The sequence below is a fragment of the Streptomyces sp. NPDC091416 genome (assembly GCF_044756845.1).
Taxonomy (GTDB): Bacteria; Actinomycetota; Actinomycetes; order Streptomycetales; family Streptomycetaceae; genus Streptomyces.
Window position 1 is genome coordinate 378100 of record NZ_JBIVTU010000004.1, and the last position, 20803, is coordinate 398902.

The following is a 20803-nucleotide window of genomic DNA, read 5'->3' on the forward strand; positions in this document are numbered from 1 at the left end:
CGGCGATGCGGACGCCCAGTCCCCGGGCACGGCCGATGCCGACGCCCAGCTCGTCCGTACATCGACCGAACCGACCTGCTGGGACGCGGCGGAGACGGAGGCGCTCGCCGCGGCTCGCGCGCAGGAGCCGGCCGGCCACCGACGCGGCCACGGCGCTGAGCCGCACGCCCCACCGGCCGCGCCTCCCGTACTCAGGCGGCCATGGCCACGGACGTCTTGCCGAACGCCGCCTCCTGCTTTCCGCCTGCCGCGCGCTCGCCGAAGACGACGACCCGCAGCAAGGTGAAGCGCGCGGCGCCCGCGATCGCCGACGCGGACAGGTAGACGCTCTGCTGAACGAGCGCCGAAGGCTCGGACCGGACCGCGTACAGGCAGAACAGGGCCCCGGTCGTGAAGGCGTAACTCACCGCCACGGTCAGGCCCGACTGAAGGTGCACACCCCACCCCCGGCGCTCGCTGCGGAACGAGACCCGGCCGTGCAGCTCGGTCGCGATCACGGTGGACACGACGGTGACCAGAGCATTGGCGAGAACCAGCGGCATCCGGTCGTGGAGGAGGACCAGGACGCCACTGGAGGCAACGCCGACCCCGCCACCGCAGATCACAAAGCGCACGAAGGCCGCCAGGGCCGGGTGAAGCGTGCGCGTCGGCTGGAGCGAAGGGGCGGTCACGAGTGGGCCTCCGAAGGCTGTGTGAAGCGGTGTGCCTATTCCACTCCAGAACCTACGGACCCGGCGTCCTCCGCACGAACCGGTTTCCCCCCGACCTTCCTGGGGGTTGTCCCCCAGGGGACGGCGGAGGCGGGCCCCCTGTGCGCGGTGCGCGGTGCGCGAAAGCGCCGGAACGCGGCGCGGCGACGGCGGCGAAGTGCCCGAAGGAATCGGCCTGTTCACCGAGGATGATCTGCGGTCGGAGCCCGGTGCTCTTCGCCGGAGCCACGCCGTGTTGTGCCGTCGGACATCAGTACTCTTCTGCCATGGCACTGCGACCCGACGAGTTCTACGCCCACGCACGTACGGCCGCGGATGGCGAGCGACGGCTCCCGCTGGCCCGTATGACGGGTTGGGACGTCAGCCCGTTCGAGCCGGACGGTCTGCGCGTCGCGCCGATGCGTCCGCCGGTTCTGCCCGAACCGGCACGGCACGGCGAGGACCCGGCGGACTGCGGCGCGTGCCGCGACCGTGACGAGGGGATCTGGCTCGACGACCGCTGGCGGCTCACCCGGATACCGGGAGTCGGCGTACCGCTCGTGCTGATGCTGTATCCACGTGATCACTGCGACCTGACGGACCTGCCCGACGGACTCGCGGCCGAACTGGGCGTGCTGACCACCCATATCGCCCGCCATGTGCAGGCGTTGCCGCACATCTCACGGGCGCACGTGTACCGCATCGGGGACGGGGGCGCCCATCTGCACATCTGGTTCTTCGCCCGTCCCGAGGGGCAGGCCCAGCTGTACGGGTCGTGGCTGCCCGTCTGGGACGACCTGCTGCCGGAGTATCCGGCGGAGGTGGCCGAGGCGGACGCGGCGGTCGTGGCGGACGCGTTGGTCGCCTCGTACGGAGGCCGCCGACCGGGCGTCTGCGAGCTGCCGCCTGCCTGATTCGCTTCGGTGGGGCGTCTGTGAGCTGCCGCTTGCCTGATTCGCTTCGGTCGGTCACGGCCTCGCGGCCGTCCGCGACCACGTCCGCACATGGCCGGATTCACCGTGGCCCCCGAGGATCGGCCGGGGTTCAATGTGCCTTCGGGCACGGCAGGTTGTTTCGGCGCCACGGCCGACACGTCGGCCCGTCGGGGGATGGGGCGCAGATGGGTGGACCGCTCACGGCAAACGATCCTGAGCGGATCGGTGCGTACTGGCTCGCGGCCCGGCTCGGCCAGGGCAGCCAGGGCGTGGTGTACGAGGCGTACGACGCCCGGGGCACCCGGGTCGCGCTCAAGGCGCTGCACCGCGATGCCCATGAGTCGGTACGGGGCCGGTTCGCCAAGGAGGTGGCTGCTGCCCGGCGCGTCGATTCCTTCTGCACGGCGCGGATCCTGGACGCCTCGGTGGAGGCGTCCCCGTCGCCGGACATCCCGCACATCGTCAGCGAGTACATCCCCGGCCCGACCCTCGCCGCCCGAGTGTACGAGGACGGAGCGCTGCCCGAGGGCGCCGCCGTGCGGCTCGCCACGGGCGTGGCCACGGCACTTGCCGCGATCCATCGCGCGGAGGTCATCCACCGGGATCTCAAGCCGGGCAACGTGGTGCTCGGCCCGGACGGGCCGCGGGTCATCGATTTCGGCATCGCCCGCGCACCGGACATGTCGCTCACGGGCACGGAGGGATTCGTCGGAACCCTCGGGTACATGGCGCCCGAGGTGCTGGCCGGGAAGCCCGCGACGTACGCCTCGGACATCTTCGCCTGGGGTGCGTTGGTGCTGTTCGCCTTCACCGGAACGGAACCGTTCCGGGGCGCGACCTTCGGCGAGGTGGTGTACCGCACCGTGCAGGTGCGCCCCGACCTCACAGGTGTGCCCAGCCGCCTGCGTCCGCTGGTGTCGGCCGCGCTTTCCCAGGATCCAGGGCTCCGCCCCCTCGCCACCGATGTCCTGCTCGGGCTGGTCGGCAGCACCCCGGCATCCGCCGATCCGCGCCTCGCCCTCCTGGGTGCCGGGGTGTCCGGGGCGGCCACTCCCGAAGAGGAACGTCCGGGCGACGTCCCCTCGCCCGATCTCGGGACGCGGGCGGAGACCGCGTTCACGGCGCTGCCCACCGCGGTGCACGGGGCCGTACGGGAGTTGCTGATGCGCCTGGTGGTGCCGGGGGGCGCTCCGGACGGTTCTCAGGACACGGTGCGGACCGCCTCCCACGACGAACTGTTCGCGGAGCGCGCGGAGGAGGAGGCCGCCCCGGCGCGCCAGGCGCTGGCCGCCCTGGTGGAGAGCGGCGCCGCCCTCGTGGCGCCGGACGGGTCGGTCCGGCCGGTCAGTGCCGCACTGCTGCGTGCCTGGCCCCGGTTGCGCTCCTGGACCGACGAGGACCGCGACGGACTGCCCGTACGTCATCAGCTGGGCCGTGCAGCCGAGTTGTGGGAGCAGTCCGGGCGTCGTGCCGACGACCTCCTCGGCGGGTCGTCCCTGCGCCGGACGCTGGGATGGGCGGCCACGTCACCGCCGCATCTGCGGCTCAGCCCGCTGGAGCGCCGGTTCCTCTCGGCGAGCCGGCAGCACGGTGCCCGGGCCGCCAAGCGGCAGCGTCGCCTGCTGTCCAGCCTCGCCGTGCTGCTCGTGACCGCGCTGCTGGCCGGTGGTCTGGCCTGGCAGCAACAGCGGGAGAACGAGCGACAGGAGGCACGCGAGCAGGCCCGCACGATGGCCGAGAGCGCCGACCGCATGCGGGTGGCGGAACCGGTGACCGCCATGCTGCTCAGCGTCGGTGCCTGGCGGCTCTCCCCGACGCCCGATGCGCGGGCCGCCCTGTACGCCGCCGCGGCCCAGCACCAGAGCGACTCCCTCCTGCTGCCGGTCGCCAAGAGCGGCGACTACCAGCTCCACGCCCTGAGCCCCGACGGGCGCCGGCTGGTCAGGGCACTCGACGGACACGTCGAGGTGTGGGATGTACGGCGGAAGCGGCGGGTGAGCCGTCAGCCGCTGAGAGGAACCACGTCCAGCACGGTCAACTGGCTGACCGACGCGAACCTGCGTCTCCTTGCCGTCATCGACGAAGGGAGCGCCGTCCGGCTGATGGATCCGGAACGTGGCACGGCCTTCGGTGATCCGGTGCCGTTGCCCCCCGGCATGTCCCTGGCCGGCATCTCGGGAGACGGGAAGGTGCTGCTGGTCGGAACGGCGGACAGCCCGCGCGTCCAGTTGTGGGACGCGGTGTCGGGGGCCGGTCTGCTGCTCGACCTGCCGTACGGCGCGGATGCGGCGGCGGTGGCGCCAGACGGGTCGCAGGTGGCCTACTGCCAGGACCACACTGCGGCCCTGTGGGATCTGACCGGCTCCAGACCCGCCCAGGTGTCACTGGACGCCCCCGAAGACCCGTGGGAGTGCGACGAACGGAACACCGCAGGAGAGGTGCTGTTCAGCCCGGACGGCAAGAAACTGGGGATCTCCTCCGGTCAGGGCGACAGACAGCTCATGATCTGGAACGCGAAGGACGGCGAGCTGCTCGGGCCGGCGACGACGGGCATCACCAGGGTGTTCAGTGACGACGGGCGCTTCCTCGTTTCGGCTTCCTCGGACAGCGGTGTCGAGATTGCGCCGGCGTCCGAGTCCGTCCATGCGCTGTTCCGGGACTTCGTGCCGGGGCGGGACGGCGAGGACGGACGCGACGTCACGGCCATGGCCTTCGACGCCGAAGCCCGAAAGCTCGTCTTCGTCGCGGATGGTCTCGTCCTCACCGTCGACGTACCCGGCTCCCTCTCCACAGGCACCCTCAACGGAAGCGCCCAGCTGGGCTACCTCGCTCCTGATGGCCTCACGGCAGCCGTACGTCCTTACGAGGCGGACAGCAGGCAGCGACTGATCGACATGCGTACGGGCAAGGACACCGGTCCTCCGATTCCCGAGAGCGAGAACGCGGTGGCCGGTCCCGACAGCGTCGCGTCGTTCTCCCGGGACGGCAGCACGATGGCCTTCACCGACTACGACAGCAAGGCCGAGGCCTACCACGTGACCGTCTGGGACGTGGAACGGCAACGCAGGATCGTCCGCTTCCAGGCGGAGAACAAGGACGACGGCGCCTACGGCGGCCCGCAGCTCTCTCCCGACGGGCGTTGGGTCCTCACCTACACGAATACGGACGGCAAGGAGACGACACGGCTGTGGGACGCCTCGACGGGACGGCATCTTCGTGATGTCGACGACGTCCGGGGACTGACAGCGATCAGCCCCGACGGCTCGCTGCTGGTGAGCGCGGGCGGAGACGTGGTGGAACTGCCGTCCGGCAAACGCCGGAAGGACGCTTTCACGGGCAGCGACATCGGCGACCTGAGCTTCTCCCCGGACGGACGCACGCTGGCCGCCGTGACGCTCTCCGGCCGGGTGGAGATCTGGGACGGTGCGGGCAGGGAACGCCGGAACGTGCTGGTCAGCGGGGCGGTGGTGGGAGAAAGCCACGCGGGTGAGTCGCTCAGTGGTCCGGTGATCTCCGACGACGGCCGGTATCTGGCCGTCCGCGTCGGCCGTGCGGCAGTCCAGGTGTGGGACCTGGGCGCGAAGGTGGCGCTCACCCCGCCGATGGCCGTGGCCGGTGACGAACTCTTCGGGATGGCCATCGACCCGGACAACGTCATGCGTCTCCTCGGCGCGGGTACCTACGCCCAGTTCCTCGACCTCGACCCGGAACGCTCGGTGGAGGCCGTCTGCCGCCGCGTCGGACGGGACATCACGCGCGAGGAGTGGACGGCGTACGCAGGCGGCGCGGCCTACCGTTCCGTGTGCCCGGGATAGTTCGCGCCGACGGGGTGTCGACGAGAACGTCGGTGTAGTGGTGAGCCGGATGCGCTCGCCGGTCGTGCGGGGACCCCAGGAGGAACCGCACCCGGTGCGCGTGGCGGGCCTCGCGGGCAGGCGAACGGGGCGCGGCTCCGCCTGGACACGTGCGCCCCGGCGGCCCGTTGATGCTCCTCATTCCCACCGGACCCGTTCTGGCATGATGCGCGCTGTCAGTGCCTGGGAGGGCTGCGCCGTTCGCAGAGGAGGGGCCGTGTTCGACGGACTGGAGCCGGAGGACCCGCGGCAGGTGGGGCGGTACCGGATCGTGGCGCGGATCGGTGCGGGCGGCATGGGGCAGGTGTATCTGGGGCGTTCGCCCGGTGGCCGCCCGGTCGCGCTGAAGGTGGTGCGTCCGGAGCTGGCCCGGGACGTGGACTTCCGGCGCCGCTTCGTTCGTGAGGTGACGGCGGCCCGCAGGGTGAACGGGGCTTTCACGGCCGGGGTCGTCGACGCCGAACCCGACGGCTCCCCGGCCTGGCTGGCGACCGTCTACGTATCCGGTGTGTCGCTCGGCGAGGCGGTTGCCCGGCACGGGCCGTGGCAGGCCGGGCACGTGCTGGCACTCGGCGCCGGACTGGCGGAGGCCCTGGAGGCGATCCACGCCGCCGGCGTCGTGCACCGCGATCTGAAACCCTCCAACGTCCTGCTGGCGCCCGACGGTCCGCGAGTGATCGACTTCGGCATATCGACAGCGAGCGAGGCCAGCGCGCTGACCCACACCGGCACGACGATCGGCACGCCCGGCTTCATGTCCCCGGAGCAGCTCACCGGCCGGCCCGTCGGACCCGCCAGCGACGTCTTCGCGCTCGGGGCAGTACTCGCCCACACCGCTGCCGGCATCGGCCCGTTCGGCACGGGCACCCCCCACGCCCTGCACTTCCGTGCCGTGTACGAGGAGCCCGACCTCGACGCTCTTGCACCGCAACTGCGCCGGATCGTGGCGGCCTGTCTGGCCAAGGAGCCCGATCAGCGGCCCACTGTGGCCGACCTGCTGCACCGGATGACCACCCCGGACGAGGAGGACACGGCCGAAGCGACGCCCCTGCTCACCGAGCCCGACTGGATGCCCGAAGCGGTCGGCCGGCTGGTCCGGGAGAAGGCCGCCACCCCGATGCCCCGCAATCCGGCCTCGAAGCCCGCGCCTTCCGCCCAGCCGACTCCGACCGCGCCGGACGTACCCGCTGCACCGACCCCGACCACGGCGGACATACCCGTCGCACCCCACGGAGCCACGCCCGAGCCTCTGCTGAAGCCTGCCGCGCCCGCGACCCCCGCGGCGCCCGACACCTCTCCCGTCACCGCCCCGGCCCTGCACGACGCGCCGACCCGGACGGCCGACCACGCCTCGCGAAACCCCGGCGGCACGCCTCCTCCCCTCTCCCGGCGCGGCGCCCTGGTCGCCCTGGCGGGTACGGCGGCCGCCGCCGGACTCGGCATCGCGGCCTGGAAGACCGCCGACAGGGGCTCCGGCTCCGCAGGCTCGCCCTCCGCCCTCCAGCCGTCCGCATCGAAGCCCGTCCGGACCACCACTCCACCGGCCCCCCGAAAGCCGGGCCGACAACTCTGGGCCTTTCCGACCGAGGACGAGGTGAAGACGGAGCCGACCGTCGCGAACGGCGTCGTCTACTTCGGCAGCAACGACCACAACCTGTACGCGGTGGACGCGGCGACGGGCAGGAAACGCTGGTCCCTCGACACCGGCAGTGTGGTCTACTCGTCGTCCGTCGTCGTGGGCGATCTGCTCCATGTGGGCACTCACAGCAACGGGCTGTACGCGGTGGATGCCTCAACCGGCAGAAAACGCTGGGCCTTCGCCACCGACGGATCGACCTTCGCCTCGCCGGTCGTGGCCGACGGCGTCGTCTACGCCGGCAGCACCGACGAGCACCTCTACGCGGTGGACGCGTTGACAGGAAAGAAGAAGTGGAGCTTTCGCTGCGGCAGGAACGGCATGGTGACGGAGTCGCCGGTCGTGGCGAACGGTGTCGTGTACTTCGGCAGTGACGACAACCATCTCTACGCGCTGGACGCCGAGACGGGAAAACGGCGTTGGGCCTTCCCCGTGCACGACGGCGTGAACTCCGCCCCGGCCGTGGCCGGCGGCCTGGTCCACATCTCGAGCATGCGCCTGTACGCGGTGAATGCCGCGACGGGGAAGGAGCGGTGGTTCCGCGACGGAGCCAAGTACACGATCCCAGGCGCCGGGAACCGTTCTCTCGGGCCGCCGGCCGTGGCCGGCGGCGTGGTCTATGCCGGCGACAGCATCGAGTACCTGTTCGCGCTGGACGCAGCGACGGGCAGGAAGCGCTGGGCCTTCGAGACCGGAAGCAGTGTCTTCTCCGCCCCGGCCGTGGCGGACGGGGTGGTCTACGTGTGCAGTGACGACAGCCATCTGTACGCCGTGGACGCGCGTACAGGGAAGAAGCGCTGGGCCTTCCGCACAGGCGCCGGTCTGGAGTGCTCCCCGACGGTGGCGGGCGACGTGGTCTACGTCGGCAGCAAGGACCATTCCCTGTACGCCGTTCAGAGATGACGCCGGCCCGCAGGCCTGCCCCCTGTCCGACGCCGCGTGCGTGAGGTGCGGCCCGGCGTGTGACGGCGGCAGTCCTGCGGCTCGTCCTGCCGGGGGCCTGTCCCGGCCTGCCCCCGCAGGGGAAGCCGGCACCGCGCCATGCCGCCCGCGCGCAGAGCCTCTCCGCCCGCGCCGCCGCTTCAGGCGCTCGGCACCGGCGCCGGCCTGGCGAGTACCTGGTCCAGGACCTCGGTGAGGAACCGTGCCGGATCCGTCGCCGGCGCCGTGGCGCGCATCGCGACGATCCCGTCCGGACGGACGAGCAGCGCCCCCTCGGCGGGCAGCCACGGGACCTCGACGCGGTGCGCGGGGATCCCGAGGTCCGTCGCGGCGGTCAGCCAGCGGTCGCCGGCGACGCCCACCAGCAGGGCCCACCGGGACGCCACCAGGTCGAGCGTGGACACCCCGTTGATCCAGGCATGCGGCACCCGTGAACCCGGGGACCCGTCCAGCACGAGGTCCACAGTGGACGGAAGTTCCGGCCGGGGGTCGATGACGGCGGCCGAGTCGTACCGGTGGCCGAGATGGACGACCGGCGCCGCCCACACCCCCGCCGAAGCCCTGGCGGCGTCGGCCTCGGGCCCGCGCCCCCAGTGCAGCTTCGGGTCGGCCATCCGGCGCATCGCCTGGTCCAGCGTCGCCGCGGCGACCGGTTCACGTTCGTGCGCGTACGTGTCGAGCAGTCGGGCGCCGGCCTCGCCGTGGTGGACGGCGGCCAGCTTCCACGCCAGGTTGTGCGCGTCGGCGACCCCGGTGTTGAGGCCGAACGCGCCCATGGGCGACACGGTGTGCGCGGCGTCGCCCACGAGGAACACACGACCGGCCGTGAAACTGTCGGCCGCTGCGCTCCGGGGCCGCCACGGGAGCACGCTGCGCACGTCGACCTCGAGGCCGGGATCACCGACCGCCAGTCGGACGACGGCCGCGCAGCGCTCGTGCGTGAAGTCCTCCGGGCGTTCGCCGCGCTCGGTGGCGCAGGCGACGTGGAAGACCCAGGTCGTGTCGCCGTCCACGGTGGCCAGCAGGCCGGGCGCCTGCGGTGTGGTGATCGTGCACGTGGCGAAGGACATTCCGCGCAGGTGCGGCCGGAGGTCGGCACGGAAGAGGATGTTGATCTTCGACGTCCCCAGGTCGCCCGGCCCGGAGACGCCCACGCCGAGTGCGGTCCGCACGGTGCTGTGCGTGCCGTCGGCTGCGACCGCGTGCGCGCACCGCAGCGAGTAGCGGCCGTCGGGTCCCTCCAGATCGACATCGACCCCATCCGCGTCCTGAGCGATGCCGACCAGGCGGGTCGACCAGCGCAGGTCCGCTCCGCGGCGTGCGAGATCGGCCGCCACGACGGCGTCGAGCCGGTCCTGGGCGCAGACGCCGCGCAGCCTGAACGGCGTCGCGTCCAGCCCGTCGGCGGACGGGGCGGGCATGGGCACGGTCGCGACGTCACCCGCGCCCATCTCGACGACGGTCCGCGCCACCGCCTTGGCCGCCGCGCCCCGGAGGTCGACCGCGGCGGCGTCGACGGCCGTGTCGAGCCCGAGTTCGCGGAGGACCTCCACGGTGCGCGGTCCGATGCCGGTGGCGCGGGGATGCTCCGAAGGCCCGGACCGGCGCTCGACGAGTACGGCGGGGACGTCGTGGTGGGTGAGGAGGGCCATCGTGAGCAGGCCGACGCTGCCGCCGCCTACCACGAGCACCGGCACGTCTGGGTACGCTGTATCCGTCATGGCTACACCGTAGCCAGAAGGTAGGATGCAGGTCAACGAGGAAAGGAACCGCCCCGATGACCGAACCCGTTCCCTCGTCGGTGTGGACCCGGCCGCGGCCTGAACCGCGTCGGCGCGCGCCCGGGGTGGACCAGTACGTGGCCGCCGCGCTCGCCGTCGCGGACTCGGAGGGGCTGGCGGCGGTGTCGATGCGGCGGGTCGCGGGCGATCTGGGTTCCGGGACCGCCACGCTCTACCGCTACATCACCAACCGCGACGAACTGGTGGACCTGATGGTCGACGCGGCGCAGGGCGAGGATCCGCTGCCCGAGTCCACCGGAGACTGGCGAGCCGGGCTTGCGGCGGTCGCGCACGCCTCGCGTGCGACGCTGCTGCGGCATCCCTGGCTGGCGGGTGAACTGACGGGCAGACCCGCGCTCGGCCCCAACTCGTTGCGACGGTCCGAATCCGCCCTGCGCGCCGCCGTCGCGCTCACGCCCGACATCACCCTGGCCTCGCAGGCGCTCGGCGCCGTGCACGCCTACGTGCTGGGCTCGGTCGCAGCCCAGCAGGCCCTTGCGCGCACCGAGCAGCGCACGGGGCTCGGCGAGGAGGAGTGGCAGCGCAGCATGGGCCCGTACATCAGGGAGGTCCTCGCGGCGGGCGAACACCCGATGCTCGCCCGCCGCGTCCTCGAAGCGGAGGAACCGGACCCCGACGTCGACTTCGCGTTCGGCCTGGCCTGTGTGCTCGACGGCCTGGCGGCCCGGCTCGGGCGCTGAAGGTTCCGCGCGGGCGGCGGTTCGGGGTCTGGGGCGGCCGTGGCGGGCGGTGGTTCGGGGTCTGGGGTGGCCGTGGGGGCGGTGGTTCGGGGTCTGGAGTGGCCGTGGGGGCAGCGGTTCACGGCCTGGGAGGGGCGTGCGGGGGCGGTGCCTCGGCCCTTCCCGTTGCCGAGAGTTCGGTGGATCGCCACCCCGTGCACATGGCACGGGCCTTCCGCCGGCGCCGCCGGTTCTGGAACACTCCAGTCGCCTTCGCCCCCTGTCCCCTCACCCCACAGAGGCCCCCACCCATGGCAGATCTGAACCGTCGCCGCCTCCTGCAGCTCGCCGGAGGTGCGGCCGCCGGCACCGCGTTGTCGAGCAGCATCGCCCGCGCCGCCTCGCTCCCCGCGCGGGGACGGACGGGCAGCCTCCAGGACGTCGAGCACATCGTTGTCCTGATGCAGGAGAACCGTTCCTTCGACCACTACTTCGGCACCATGAACGGCGTCCGTGGCTTCGGTGATCCGCGGCCCGTCACGCTTCCCAGTGGAAAGCCGGTCTGGCACCAGAAGGACCTCCTCGGCAAGGAGGTGCTGCCGTTCCGGCCGCCCGCCGACGAGCTCGGGATGCAGTTCCTCCGGGACCTGAACCATGACTGGGCAGGCGGGCACCGGGCGTTCAACAAGGGTGCCTACGACCAGTGGGTGCCCGCCAAGACCGCGACGACCATGGCCCACCTGACGCGGGAGGACATCCCGTTCCACTACGCCCTGGCCGACGCGTTCACCGTCTGCGACGCGTACCACTGCTCGTTCATCGGGAGTACCGACCCCAACCGCTACTACCTGTGGAGCGGGTACACGGGGAACGACGGTTCCGGCGGCGGTCCCGTGCTCGGCAACGACGAGGCGGGGTACGGCTGGACCACCTACCCCGAACGGCTGGAGCAGGCAGGGGTGTCGTGGAAGGTCTACCAGGACATCGGTGACGGACTCGACGCCGCAGGGTCCTGGGGGTGGATCGGGGATGCCTACCGGGGCACGTACGGTGACAACTCGCTTCTGTACTTCAACAGTTACCGCAACGCCGAGCCCGGCGATCCGCTCTACGACAAGGCCCGCACCGGCACCGACATCAAGGGCGGCGGCGGGCTTCTCGACGACCTGAAGGCCGACGTCCGGGCCGGGACGCTCCCGAAGGTCTCGTGGATCGTCTCGCCCGAGGCGTACAGCGAGCATCCCAACTGGCCCGCCAACTACGGCGCCTGGTACATATCCCAGGTGCTGGACGCGCTGACCGCGGATCCCGAGGTCTGGGGCCGGACCGCACTCTTCATCACCTATGACGAGAACGACGGCTTCTTCGACCACGTCGTGCCGCCCTTCGTGCCCTCGGGCCCCGCGCAGGGGCTGTCCACCGTGGACACCACCGCCGACTACTTCCCCGGCGACATCCGGTACACCGCCGGGCCGTACGGGCTCGGCCAGCGCGTTCCCATGCTCGTCGTCTCCCCGTGGAGCACCGGCGGGTTCGCGTGCTCCGAGGTCTTCGACCACACCTCCGTCATCCGGTTCATGGAACAGCGCTTCGGTGTGCGCGAGCCCAACATCTCGCCCTGGCGGCGCGCCGTCTGCGGAGACCTCACCTCCGCCTTCGACTTCCGTCGTGCGGACGCCTCGGGCGTCTCGCTGCCGCTGACCGACGCCTACGCGCCTGCGGACCGCCTCCGGCACCCCGACTACGTCCCCGCACCGCCCGCCAACGGGAGCGTGCCCAAGCAGGAGAAGGGTGCTCGGCCCACCCGGCCGCTGCGTTACGCGCCCTTCGTCGACGGCGCCGCCGACACGGCCACCGGCAAATACCGCCTCACCTTCAGCGGCGGCGCCGCTGCCGGGGCGCAGTTCCTGGTGACCTCGGCGAACCGCACCGACGGGCCGTGGACCTACACCACCGAAGCCGGCAGGTCGCTCGCGGACAGCTGGAACACGGCCTACTCCACGGGGGTGACCGACCTCACCGTCCATGGCCCCAACGGCTTCCTGCGCACCTTCCGGTCCCTGGGCAAGGCGGCGGGCCCGGAGGTGACGGCACGTCATGTCGCGGCCGGTGGCGGTCTTGAGCTCACCTTCACCAACAGCGGAACCGCGACCGTCCGGCTGACCGTGCGCAGCGCCGCCGGGTACGGGGGAGGGGTGCAGACCTTCGAGGTCCGTGCGGGCGCGACCGTGAAGCACATGCTCGACCTGCGGGGAAGCGGGAGCTGGTACGACGTCACCGTCGTCTCCGACGTGGACATCACGTTCCTGCGGCGCTTCGCCGGGCACGTCGAGACCGGCCGTGCCGGTACCAGCGACCCGGGCCTCGTCACCGGGTGAGTGGCGGCGGCCGGGGAGGGGGCCGGGGGCGGGCGGATTGCGCCGTCGGGCGTTGCCCGTCCCCGGCCGTCCGGCGGGGCGGGAACCCGCTTCCCGGGCGTGGCCGGCCGTGAGGAGATGGCCCGCAGGGTGCGTGCGGTACCTCGTAATGCTCATCAATTGTGCTGAGTTGTCGTCTCGTTGTCCGTTCAAGGTGTGGGATTGATCGCCGTTGAACGCTCCGAGGGCACACGAAATCCTTATAGTGAACATGCGTTGATCGCATGATCTTGACGCGTGCAGCTGTCGCCACAGGAGTCAGGACTCATGACGCGCCCATCTTCCACAGAGCCCGCGCCGACCTCGCCTCCTCCGCCTCCGGGCTGTCCGGCACACACCGGAGCCGTGCCGCTCGGCGGGCCCGGCTTACAGACCGAACCGCAGGCCGTGTACCGCGCCATGCGGCGTGACCACGGGCCCGTCGTCCCCGTGGAGCTGCCGGGCGGGTTCCCCGCCTGGCTGGTCATCGGATACCGCGAGCTCCATCAGGTCACCAGTGACGGCGAGTTGTTCCCCCGCGACGTGGGCCTGTGGAACCAGTGGCCCCACATCCCCGACGACTGGCCGCTGCTGCCGATGGTGGGACGCCCCCTGCCGTCCATCTACTTCAGCGCAGGGGAGGAACACCGGCGGCACGCCCGGATGGTCGGGCCGGCCCTCGAAGGCGCCGATCCGTTCCAGATCCGCAGCCACTGCGAACAGCTGGCCGACCGGCTGATCGACGAGGTGTGCAGCCGCGGCACGGCCGACCTCGTCGCCGACTTCTGCGAGCCGCTTCCCGTCCTCGTCCTCGCCCGCCTGGTCGGGTTCCCCGACGACGAAGGGGCCGACATCGCGCAGGTGTTGAAGGACCTGGCCGACGGCGGACCGGAGGCGCAGAGCGCCCATCTGCGGTTCGGGGAGCACATGGCCCGGCTGGTGGCCGCCAAGCGGGCCGCTCCCGGGGACGACGTGACCTCCCGCATGCTCGCCTTCCCCGAGGCGTTCACCGACGAGGAGTACATGCTCGACCTGATGGCCATCACGGCCGCCGGGCACCTCACCACCGCCGACTGGGTCAGCAACTCCCTGCGGCTGATGCTCACCGAGGACGCGTTCGCCGACTCCATGGCCCGCGGCCGGCGCAGCATCGGCGAGGCCATGAACGAGGTGCTCTGGGAGGACACGCCCACCCAGATCCTGGCCGGGCGCTGGGCGGCACGGGACACCCAGCTCGGCGGGCAGCGGATCAAGGCCGGGGACATGCTGCTGCTCGGGCTCGGCGCCGCCAACACCGACCCGCTGATCCGGCAGGGCATGTCCGGCACCGGAGCGCCCGCGCAGGGCGGCAACGGCGCCCATCTCGCGTTCAGTCACGGCGAGTACCGGTGCCCGTTCCCCGCCCAGGAGATCGCCGAGATCATCGCCCGTACCGGCATCGAGGTCCTGCTCGACCGGCTTCCCGACCTCCGGCTCGCCGTGCCCGTCGACGAGCTCGTACGACGGCCCTCCGCGTTCCTGCGTGGCACCACTTCGCTCCCTGTTCGGTTCACCCCCGTTCGCACGACAGGAGACCTCTCGTGAACTGCCCCCACGCCGCCGCTCAGGCAGCCGCCCGGAACGGCGGGACCGTCGCCATCGACCCGATGGTCCAGGACCTGGACGGGGAGACGGCGCGGCTGCGCGACGCCGGACCGCTGGCCCGGATCGAGCTGCTCGGGGTCCCGGCCTGGGCCCTCACCCGGCACGCGGACGCCCGGCAGCTCCTGCTCGATCCGCGACTGGTGAAGGACCTCGACGCCTGGGGGCTGTGGCAGAGCGGCGAGGTGACGCACGCGTGGCCGCTCATCGGGATGATCGACGCCGGCCGCTCGATGTTCACCGTCGACGGCGACGAGCACCGACGGCTGCGCACCAAGACCTCCCAGGCGCTCACGCCCCGCCGCCTGGAGGCGATCCGCCCCGACATCGAGAAGTTCACCGAGGAGCTGCTGGACGCGCTCGCCGAGGGCGGCAGGGACGGCGCCGTCGTCGACCTCAAGTCGGTGTTCGCGCAGCCGCTGCCCATGCGGGTCGTCGGCATGCTGATGGGCGTCGACCCCGCCGAGAACGCCATGCTGACCCGTCAGTACAAGGCCTTCTTCTCGATGCTCACCCCGCAGGACGAGCGCCTGGCCCTCCTCGCCGACCTCGACGTCTTCTATGCCGGGCTCGTACGCGAGAAGACCGCGCGGCCGACCGACGACCTGACCTCCGCGCTCATCCTCGCCGACGAGGGCGGCGAGCCGCTGACCGAGGAAGAAGTGGTCGGCAACCTCAAGGCGATGGTCGCCGCCGGGCACGAGACCACGATCGGGCTCATCCTCAACGCCGTACGCGCCCTGCTGGCCCACCCCGACCAGCTGCGCATGGTCCTCGACGGAAAGGTCCCCTGGGAGACCGTGATCGAGGAGACCCTGCGATGGGACACCCCGACCACCCACCTGCTGATGCGGTTCGCCACCGAGGACATCCGGGTCGGTGACGGCGTCATCGCCAAGGGCGAGGGCGTGGTCATCTCCTACCGGGTGATCGGCCGCGACCCCGCGCAGCACGGCCCCGACGCCGACGCGTTCGACATCACCCGCGCCACCCCCATCCGGCACATGACCTTCGGTCACGGCCCGCACATCTGCCCCGGCGCGGCGCTCTCCAGGGTCGAGGCGGGCATCGCCCTGCCGGCGCTCTTCGGGCGGTTCCCCGAGCTGCGGCTCGCGGTGCCGGACGCGGACATCCGCAAGCTGCCCGTGATGACACAGAACGACATGGAGTCCTTTCCCGTCCTGCTCAACGCCTGAGCGCGTTCGGTTCGGCGCAGCCGGATTTCAGCAGGCACGGCCCGGCGGGCCGGTCCCGCCGCCCCTCACCGTTCCTCGGGTGCGGGGCGGCGGGACCGGCCCGCCGGGCTGTTTTCCCCTCCGAGGTGCGCGGCATTCCCTCAGGCGCGCGCGACCCGTTGACGCGGGCGCTGTTCGACTCTACGGTCCCGTTCGAAGTTACGAGCGACATTCGAAATACCGAACGCGTGGCACTGTCCGGCCTGCCCCACGGGTTGGCCTGCCTGACGTGAGCATGGCAACCATTCGTCCTCCGGTGGCGACTGCTGTACGAGCCCAAGCTCCTCCCGTAACCGAACGCAGGAGGTCCCCTCATGAGCCGCACCACCCGCAGAAGGACCCTCGCGGTCCTCCCCGCCGCGCTGCTCCTGGCCCTCGTGCCGGGCAGCGCGTCCGCCTACCCCAACCCCGGTACGGTCACCGGTGACATCGTCGTCCACGACCCCTCGATGGTCCGGACGTCCTCGGGGCAGTACCTGCTCTACTCGACCGGCGGCAACCTCCAGCTCCGCACCTCCACCGACCGCACCGCCTTCGGCCGCTCCGGATCGGCCTTCAGCGCCCCGCCGGGCTGGTGGAAGAACTACTCCTCGGCGTCCGACCCCTGGGCGCCGGACATCTCGTACCACGGTGGCAAGTACCTGATGTACTACGCCGTCTCGTCGTTCGGGTCGAACACCTCGGCCATCGGGCTGGCCGGTTCCGCCACCGGGCAGCCGGGCAGCTGGACCGACTACGGCACGGTGTACACCTCGAACGCGTCGAGCGACTACAACGCCATCGACCCCAACCTCTTCGTCGACGACGACGGCAAGTGGTGGCTGTCCTTCGGCTCCTGGTGGACCGGGATCAAGATGATCCGGATCGACCCCTCGACCGGAAAGCAGTACTCCGGTGACACGGCACGTCGCTCGCTGGCCTCCCGCCCCACCGGGACCAAGGCGGTGGAGGCGCCGACCGTGGTGAAGCGGAACGGCTACTACTACCTCTTCGCCTCGTACGACACCTGCTGTGCGGGCACGGGCTCGACGTACAAGGTCAAGGTGGGCCGCGCGACGAGCGTGACGGGGCCGTACAAGGACCGCGACGGCGTGAGCATGCTCAGCAACGGCGGGACGCCGGTGCTGGAGTCGCACGGGCGCTACATCGGGCCCGGCGGGCAGTCGGTGCTCGCCGACTCCGACGGCGATCTGCTCGTGTACCACTACTACGACGGCCAGGACAACGGGACCCCGAAGCTCGGCGTCAACCTTCTGAACTGGAGCAGCGGATGGCCCGTCGCCTACTGACCCTGCTGAGCGCCCTCCTCCTCGCCCTGGTCCTGGCGCAGCCGGCACCCGCGTCTGTGGCCGAGGGACGTCCGTACGCCAATCCGGTCAAGGCGCAGAAGGGTGCCGACCCCTGGATCTCGTACCACGACGGCAACTACTACCTGGTGACGACCAGTTGGACCGATGTCATCACCCTGCGCAAGTCGCCCACGCTGGCCGGGCTCGCGGCCGCCCCGAGCGTGCAGGTCTGGAAGGGCGACGCGGCCTCCCGCTGCTGCAACATCTGGGCGCCCGAACTGCACTACTCGGGCGGTCGCTGGTACCTGTACTACGTCGCCGGGCAGAACATCGCCGACTACAACCCGACCCAGCGGGTCCATGTTCTGGAGAGCGCCGGTGCGGACCCGATGGGGCCGTACGCGTACAAGGGCCGGCTGGGCAGCGACTGGATGCTCGATCCGAGCGTGCTCGCCGTGAACGGCAAGCTGTATCTCCTCGGCAGCGCGAGCGGCGGCGGCACCCAGAACCTGGTGATCGCGCCGATGTCGAATCCGTACACGCTGAGCGGGGCCTTCTCGACGATCTCGACGCCCGGGTACGGCTGGGAGAAGTCCGGGGCCGCCGTCAACGAGGGACCGGAGGTACTGCAGCGGGGCGGGAGGACGTACCTCGTCTACTCCGCCAGCGGGTGCTGGACCCCCGACTACAAGCTCGGGCTGCTCACGCTCACCGGTTCCGATCCGCTGTCCGCGTCCTCGTGGACGAAGAAGGCGGAGCCCGTCTTCCAGCGCAAGGACTCGGCGGGGGTCTACGGGCCGGGACACAACGGGTTCTTCACCTCGCCCGACGGAACGGAGAGCTGGATCGTCTACCACGCCAACGACGCAGCCTCGGACGGCTGCGACAACGGCCGTACGGCCCGGGCGCAGAAGTTCTCCTGGAACGCCGACGGCACACCGAACCTCGGCACCCCCGTCGCGCTCGGCACCACGGCGGCGGGGCCCGCCGGGGAGACGGCGGCGACGCCCACCGCCTACACCCTCGTCAACCGGGCCACCGGCAAGTGCATGGACGTGGCTGACGGTTCGGACGGTGACGGGGCCGGAGTCCTCCAGGGCACGTGCGACGGAGGCGGCAGGCAGCGGTGGCGTATCGAGGACCGGGGCGACGACACCAGCCGGCTCGTCAACGCGGCCACCGGGAAGGTCCTGGACACCGCGGACTGCTCCGCGGCCGACGGGGCCGACCTGCGTCTGTGGTCCTGGCTGGACAACACCTGTCAGCGCTTCAGGTTCCTGGTCACGGACACGGGCGGCTGGGTGCGCATCGTCGGTCAGGCGTCGGGGAAGGTCGCCGATGTGGCCGACTGCTCGACGGCCGACGGAGCGGACATCCGGCAGTGGTCATGGCTGGACAACCACTGCCAGCAATGGCAGTTGAAGCCCGTCTGAGCCGCGGGCGCGGGCAGCAACCTTTCCGGCGGCCGGCGGCAACCAGTACCTGAACGTCATCCTTCCTCGACGGAATGGTTCAGGTCATGACAGCGGAACGCCGAACGGCGCAGTACACCCCCCACATGCCCGCAGGCAGGAGCCACCGCAGCCGCAGAACACGGCTGGGCGTGGCGATAGCGGTCAGTACAGCCCTCGCGGCCGGATTCACCGCGACCACGGCGAACGGTGCGACCCAGCCCCGCAACACCCCCCACACCGCCTCGTCGGCCGCCTCCCCGGTCCGGGCCGACGAGGCGGCCGACGGCTTCGCCTCGGTGGACGCACTGGGGCAGGACGGAACGTACGGCGGACGGGGCGGCGAGACCGTGACCGTGCGGACCCTCGCCGACCTGGAGAAGTACGCGACGGCGGCCAAGCCCTACGTCATCGTCGTCGCGGCGGCCATCACCATGGATCCCAAGGGCAAGGAGATCAAGGTCGCCTCCGACAAGACGATCATCGGCTCCGGTACCTCCGGGCACATCGTCGGCGGCGGCTTCTTCCTCGGCCAGGGCGTGCACAACGTCATCATCCGCAACCTGACGATCCGGGACTCCTACGCCGGGATCTGGAACGACAAGGAGCACGACTGGGACGCCATCCAGATGGACGGCGCCCATCACGTGTGGATCGACCACAACGACCTGCGGAACATGGCCGACGGGCTGATCGACAGCCGCAAGGACACCACCTACCTCACGGTGTCCTGGAACCGGCTCCAGCACGACAACAAGGCGTTCGGCATCGGCTGGACCGAGAACACCACCGCCGACATCACGATCCACCACAACTGGTTCCACGAGACGGAACAGCGCAACCCCTCGACCGACAACGTGGCCCACGCCCACCTCTACAACAACTTCCTCCAGGACGACCCGGGCACCGACATCACCAGCAGCTACGGCAACTACGCCCGCGGCCACACGAACATGGTCCTGGAGAACAGCTACTTCGACGGGCTGAACAACCCCGTCACCCGGGACAGCACCGCCACGCTCGTCCAGCGCGGCAGCGTCTTCTCCGGTACGAGCGGACGCAACGAGAGCGGCGGCGGGGCCTCGTTCGACCCGCGCGGCTACTACGCCTACACGCTCGACGCCGCCGCGGACGTGCCGGCCCTGGTGAAGGCCGGCGCGGGTCCGCGCTCCTCCGTCGCGGCCGCCACGGCCACCACCACCGCCGCCGCGGCCACGCTCACCGTGGCCAAGGACGGCAGCGGCCAGTACAGCAGTGTGCAGGCGGCCGTGAACGCGGTGCCCGCGGGCAACGCGGCCCGGACCGTCATCGCCATCGCGCCCGGCACGTACCGCGAGCTGGTGAAGATCCCCTCGACCAAGCAGAACGTCACCCTCCAGGGCACCGGACCGAGCCGCAAGAGCACGGTCATCGTGTACGACAACGCCTCCGGCACCCAGAAGCCGGACGGCTCGGGGACGTACGGGACGGGTGGCAGCGCGACCGTCGCCGCCGAAGGAGACGGCTTCCAGGCCCGCAACCTCACCATCGCCAACGACTTCGACGAGGCCGCCCACCAGGACATGAGCGGTCTTCAGGCGGTCGCCCTGCGCACCGCGGCCGACAAGGTGTTCCTCGACTCGGTCATCACCGAGGGTGATCAGGACACCCTGCTGCTCGACACCGCGGCCAAGGACAGGCTGGGCCGTGTCTACATGAGGAACTCCTATGTCGTCGGCAACGTCGACTTCATCTTCGGCCGGGCGAGCGCCGTCATCGACGCCTCCGTCATCACGCTGAAGAAGCGGTGGAACGGCAGCTCCGCCGGCTACATCACCGCCCCGAGCACGGCCGCCGGCCGCAAGGGCTTCCTCATCAACAACTCCACGGTCAACGGTGACGTCTCCGCTGCCACCTTCTACCTCGGACGCCCCTGGCACGCGGGCGGCGACGCCACGCTCGACCCGATGACCACCGTCCGCGACAGCACCCTGAGCGCTGCCATCCGGCCTGCTCCGTGGACCGACATGAGCGGCTTCTCCTGGAAGGACGACCGGTTCGCGGAGTACCGCAACGACGGACCGGGCGCAGGCACGGCGAGCGGCGACCGGCCCCAGCTCAGCGACACGGGCGCGGCAGGGCAGGAGGTGGCGGACTGGCTGGAGGGCTGGACCCCGTCGGCGTCCTGAGCCGGCGGTGCCCCCGGTCCCCCTGATGTTCCCGTCCGGGTCCGGGCATATCGTGGCGGTAGCCGATACGGCTGCCGCCACGCTTCGTTGCAGGCGGCAGCGGGGA

General features: G+C 71.3%; 12 protein-coding genes. 10 read left to right on the plus strand and 2 right to left on the minus strand.

The window, feature by feature from the left end; translation table 11 throughout:
* Positions 1–191: 191 nt before the first annotated feature.
* Positions 192–671 carry a hypothetical protein gene (locus ACIQMX_RS15250; protein WP_363075358.1) on the minus strand — a complete coding sequence of 160 codons (480 nt, stop codon included), beginning with the start codon at positions 669–671 and terminating at the stop codon, positions 192–194.
* Between the two features lie 305 nt (positions 672–976).
* Between ACIQMX_RS15250 and ACIQMX_RS15255 the strand changes: the two genes are divergently transcribed.
* From ACIQMX_RS15255 to ACIQMX_RS15265, 3 genes are all read left to right on the plus strand, one after another.
* Positions 977–1603 carry a hypothetical protein gene (locus ACIQMX_RS15255; protein ID WP_402478082.1) on the plus strand — a complete coding sequence of 209 codons (627 nt, stop codon included), beginning with the start codon at positions 977–979 and terminating at the stop codon, positions 1601–1603.
* 206 nt (positions 1604–1809) lie between these two features.
* Entirely contained in the window at positions 1810–5439 is a 3630-nt protein-coding gene (locus ACIQMX_RS15260; protein ID WP_402478085.1) for a protein kinase, read from the plus strand.
* Positions 5440–5695: 256 nt separating this feature from the next.
* Positions 5696–8017: a PQQ-binding-like beta-propeller repeat protein gene (locus ACIQMX_RS15265; protein ID WP_402478088.1), complete on the plus strand. Its 2322-nt coding sequence runs from the start codon at positions 5696–5698 to the stop codon at positions 8015–8017.
* Positions 8018–8196: 179 nt separating this feature from the next.
* On the opposite strand, the gene ACIQMX_RS15270 is transcribed toward ACIQMX_RS15265, so the two are convergent.
* Entirely contained in the window at positions 8197–9777 is a 1581-nt protein-coding gene (locus ACIQMX_RS15270; protein ID WP_402478090.1) for an FAD-dependent monooxygenase, read from the minus strand.
* Positions 9778–9833: 56 nt separating this feature from the next.
* On the opposite strand from ACIQMX_RS15270, the gene ACIQMX_RS15275 reads away from it, so the two are divergent.
* The 7 genes from ACIQMX_RS15275 to ACIQMX_RS15305 all read left to right on the plus strand — a co-directional run bounded on the left by ACIQMX_RS15275 (position 9834) and on the right by ACIQMX_RS15305 (position 20697).
* Positions 9834–10538 (plus strand): TetR/AcrR family transcriptional regulator C-terminal domain-containing protein, encoded by a 705-nt coding sequence (locus ACIQMX_RS15275; protein WP_402478093.1) that lies wholly within the window; start codon positions 9834–9836, stop codon positions 10536–10538.
* Between the two features lie 290 nt (positions 10539–10828).
* On the plus strand, positions 10829–12895 hold the full coding sequence (locus ACIQMX_RS15280) for a phosphocholine-specific phospholipase C (protein ID WP_402478095.1): 2067 nt from the start codon (positions 10829–10831) through the stop codon (positions 12893–12895).
* 306 nt (positions 12896–13201) lie between these two features.
* Complete coding sequence (locus ACIQMX_RS15285; protein WP_363075344.1) at positions 13202–14497, plus strand: cytochrome P450; 1296 nt, start codon at positions 13202–13204, stop codon at positions 14495–14497.
* Positions 14494–15750 (plus strand): cytochrome P450, encoded by a 1257-nt coding sequence (locus tag ACIQMX_RS15290; RefSeq protein WP_402478098.1) that lies wholly within the window; start codon positions 14494–14496, stop codon positions 15748–15750. The genes ACIQMX_RS15285 and ACIQMX_RS15290 overlap by 4 nt, the downstream gene beginning before the upstream one ends.
* Before the next feature lie 353 nt (positions 15751–16103).
* Positions 16104–17078 carry an arabinan endo-1,5-alpha-L-arabinosidase gene (locus tag ACIQMX_RS15295; RefSeq protein WP_402478101.1) on the plus strand — a complete coding sequence of 325 codons (975 nt, stop codon included), beginning with the start codon at positions 16104–16106 and terminating at the stop codon, positions 17076–17078.
* Positions 17060–18511, plus strand: a complete 1452-nt coding sequence (locus ACIQMX_RS15300; RefSeq protein ID WP_402478104.1) for a family 43 glycosylhydrolase — start codon at positions 17060–17062, stop codon at positions 18509–18511. Before ACIQMX_RS15295 ends, ACIQMX_RS15300 begins: the two co-directional genes overlap by 19 nt.
* A 125-nt stretch (positions 18512–18636) precedes the next feature.
* The gene (locus ACIQMX_RS15305) at positions 18637–20697 is read left to right on the plus strand and encodes a pectinesterase family protein (protein WP_402478107.1); all 2061 of its coding nucleotides are present in this window, start codon (positions 18637–18639) and stop codon (positions 20695–20697) included.
* The last annotated feature ends 106 nt before the right edge of the window (positions 20698–20803 follow it).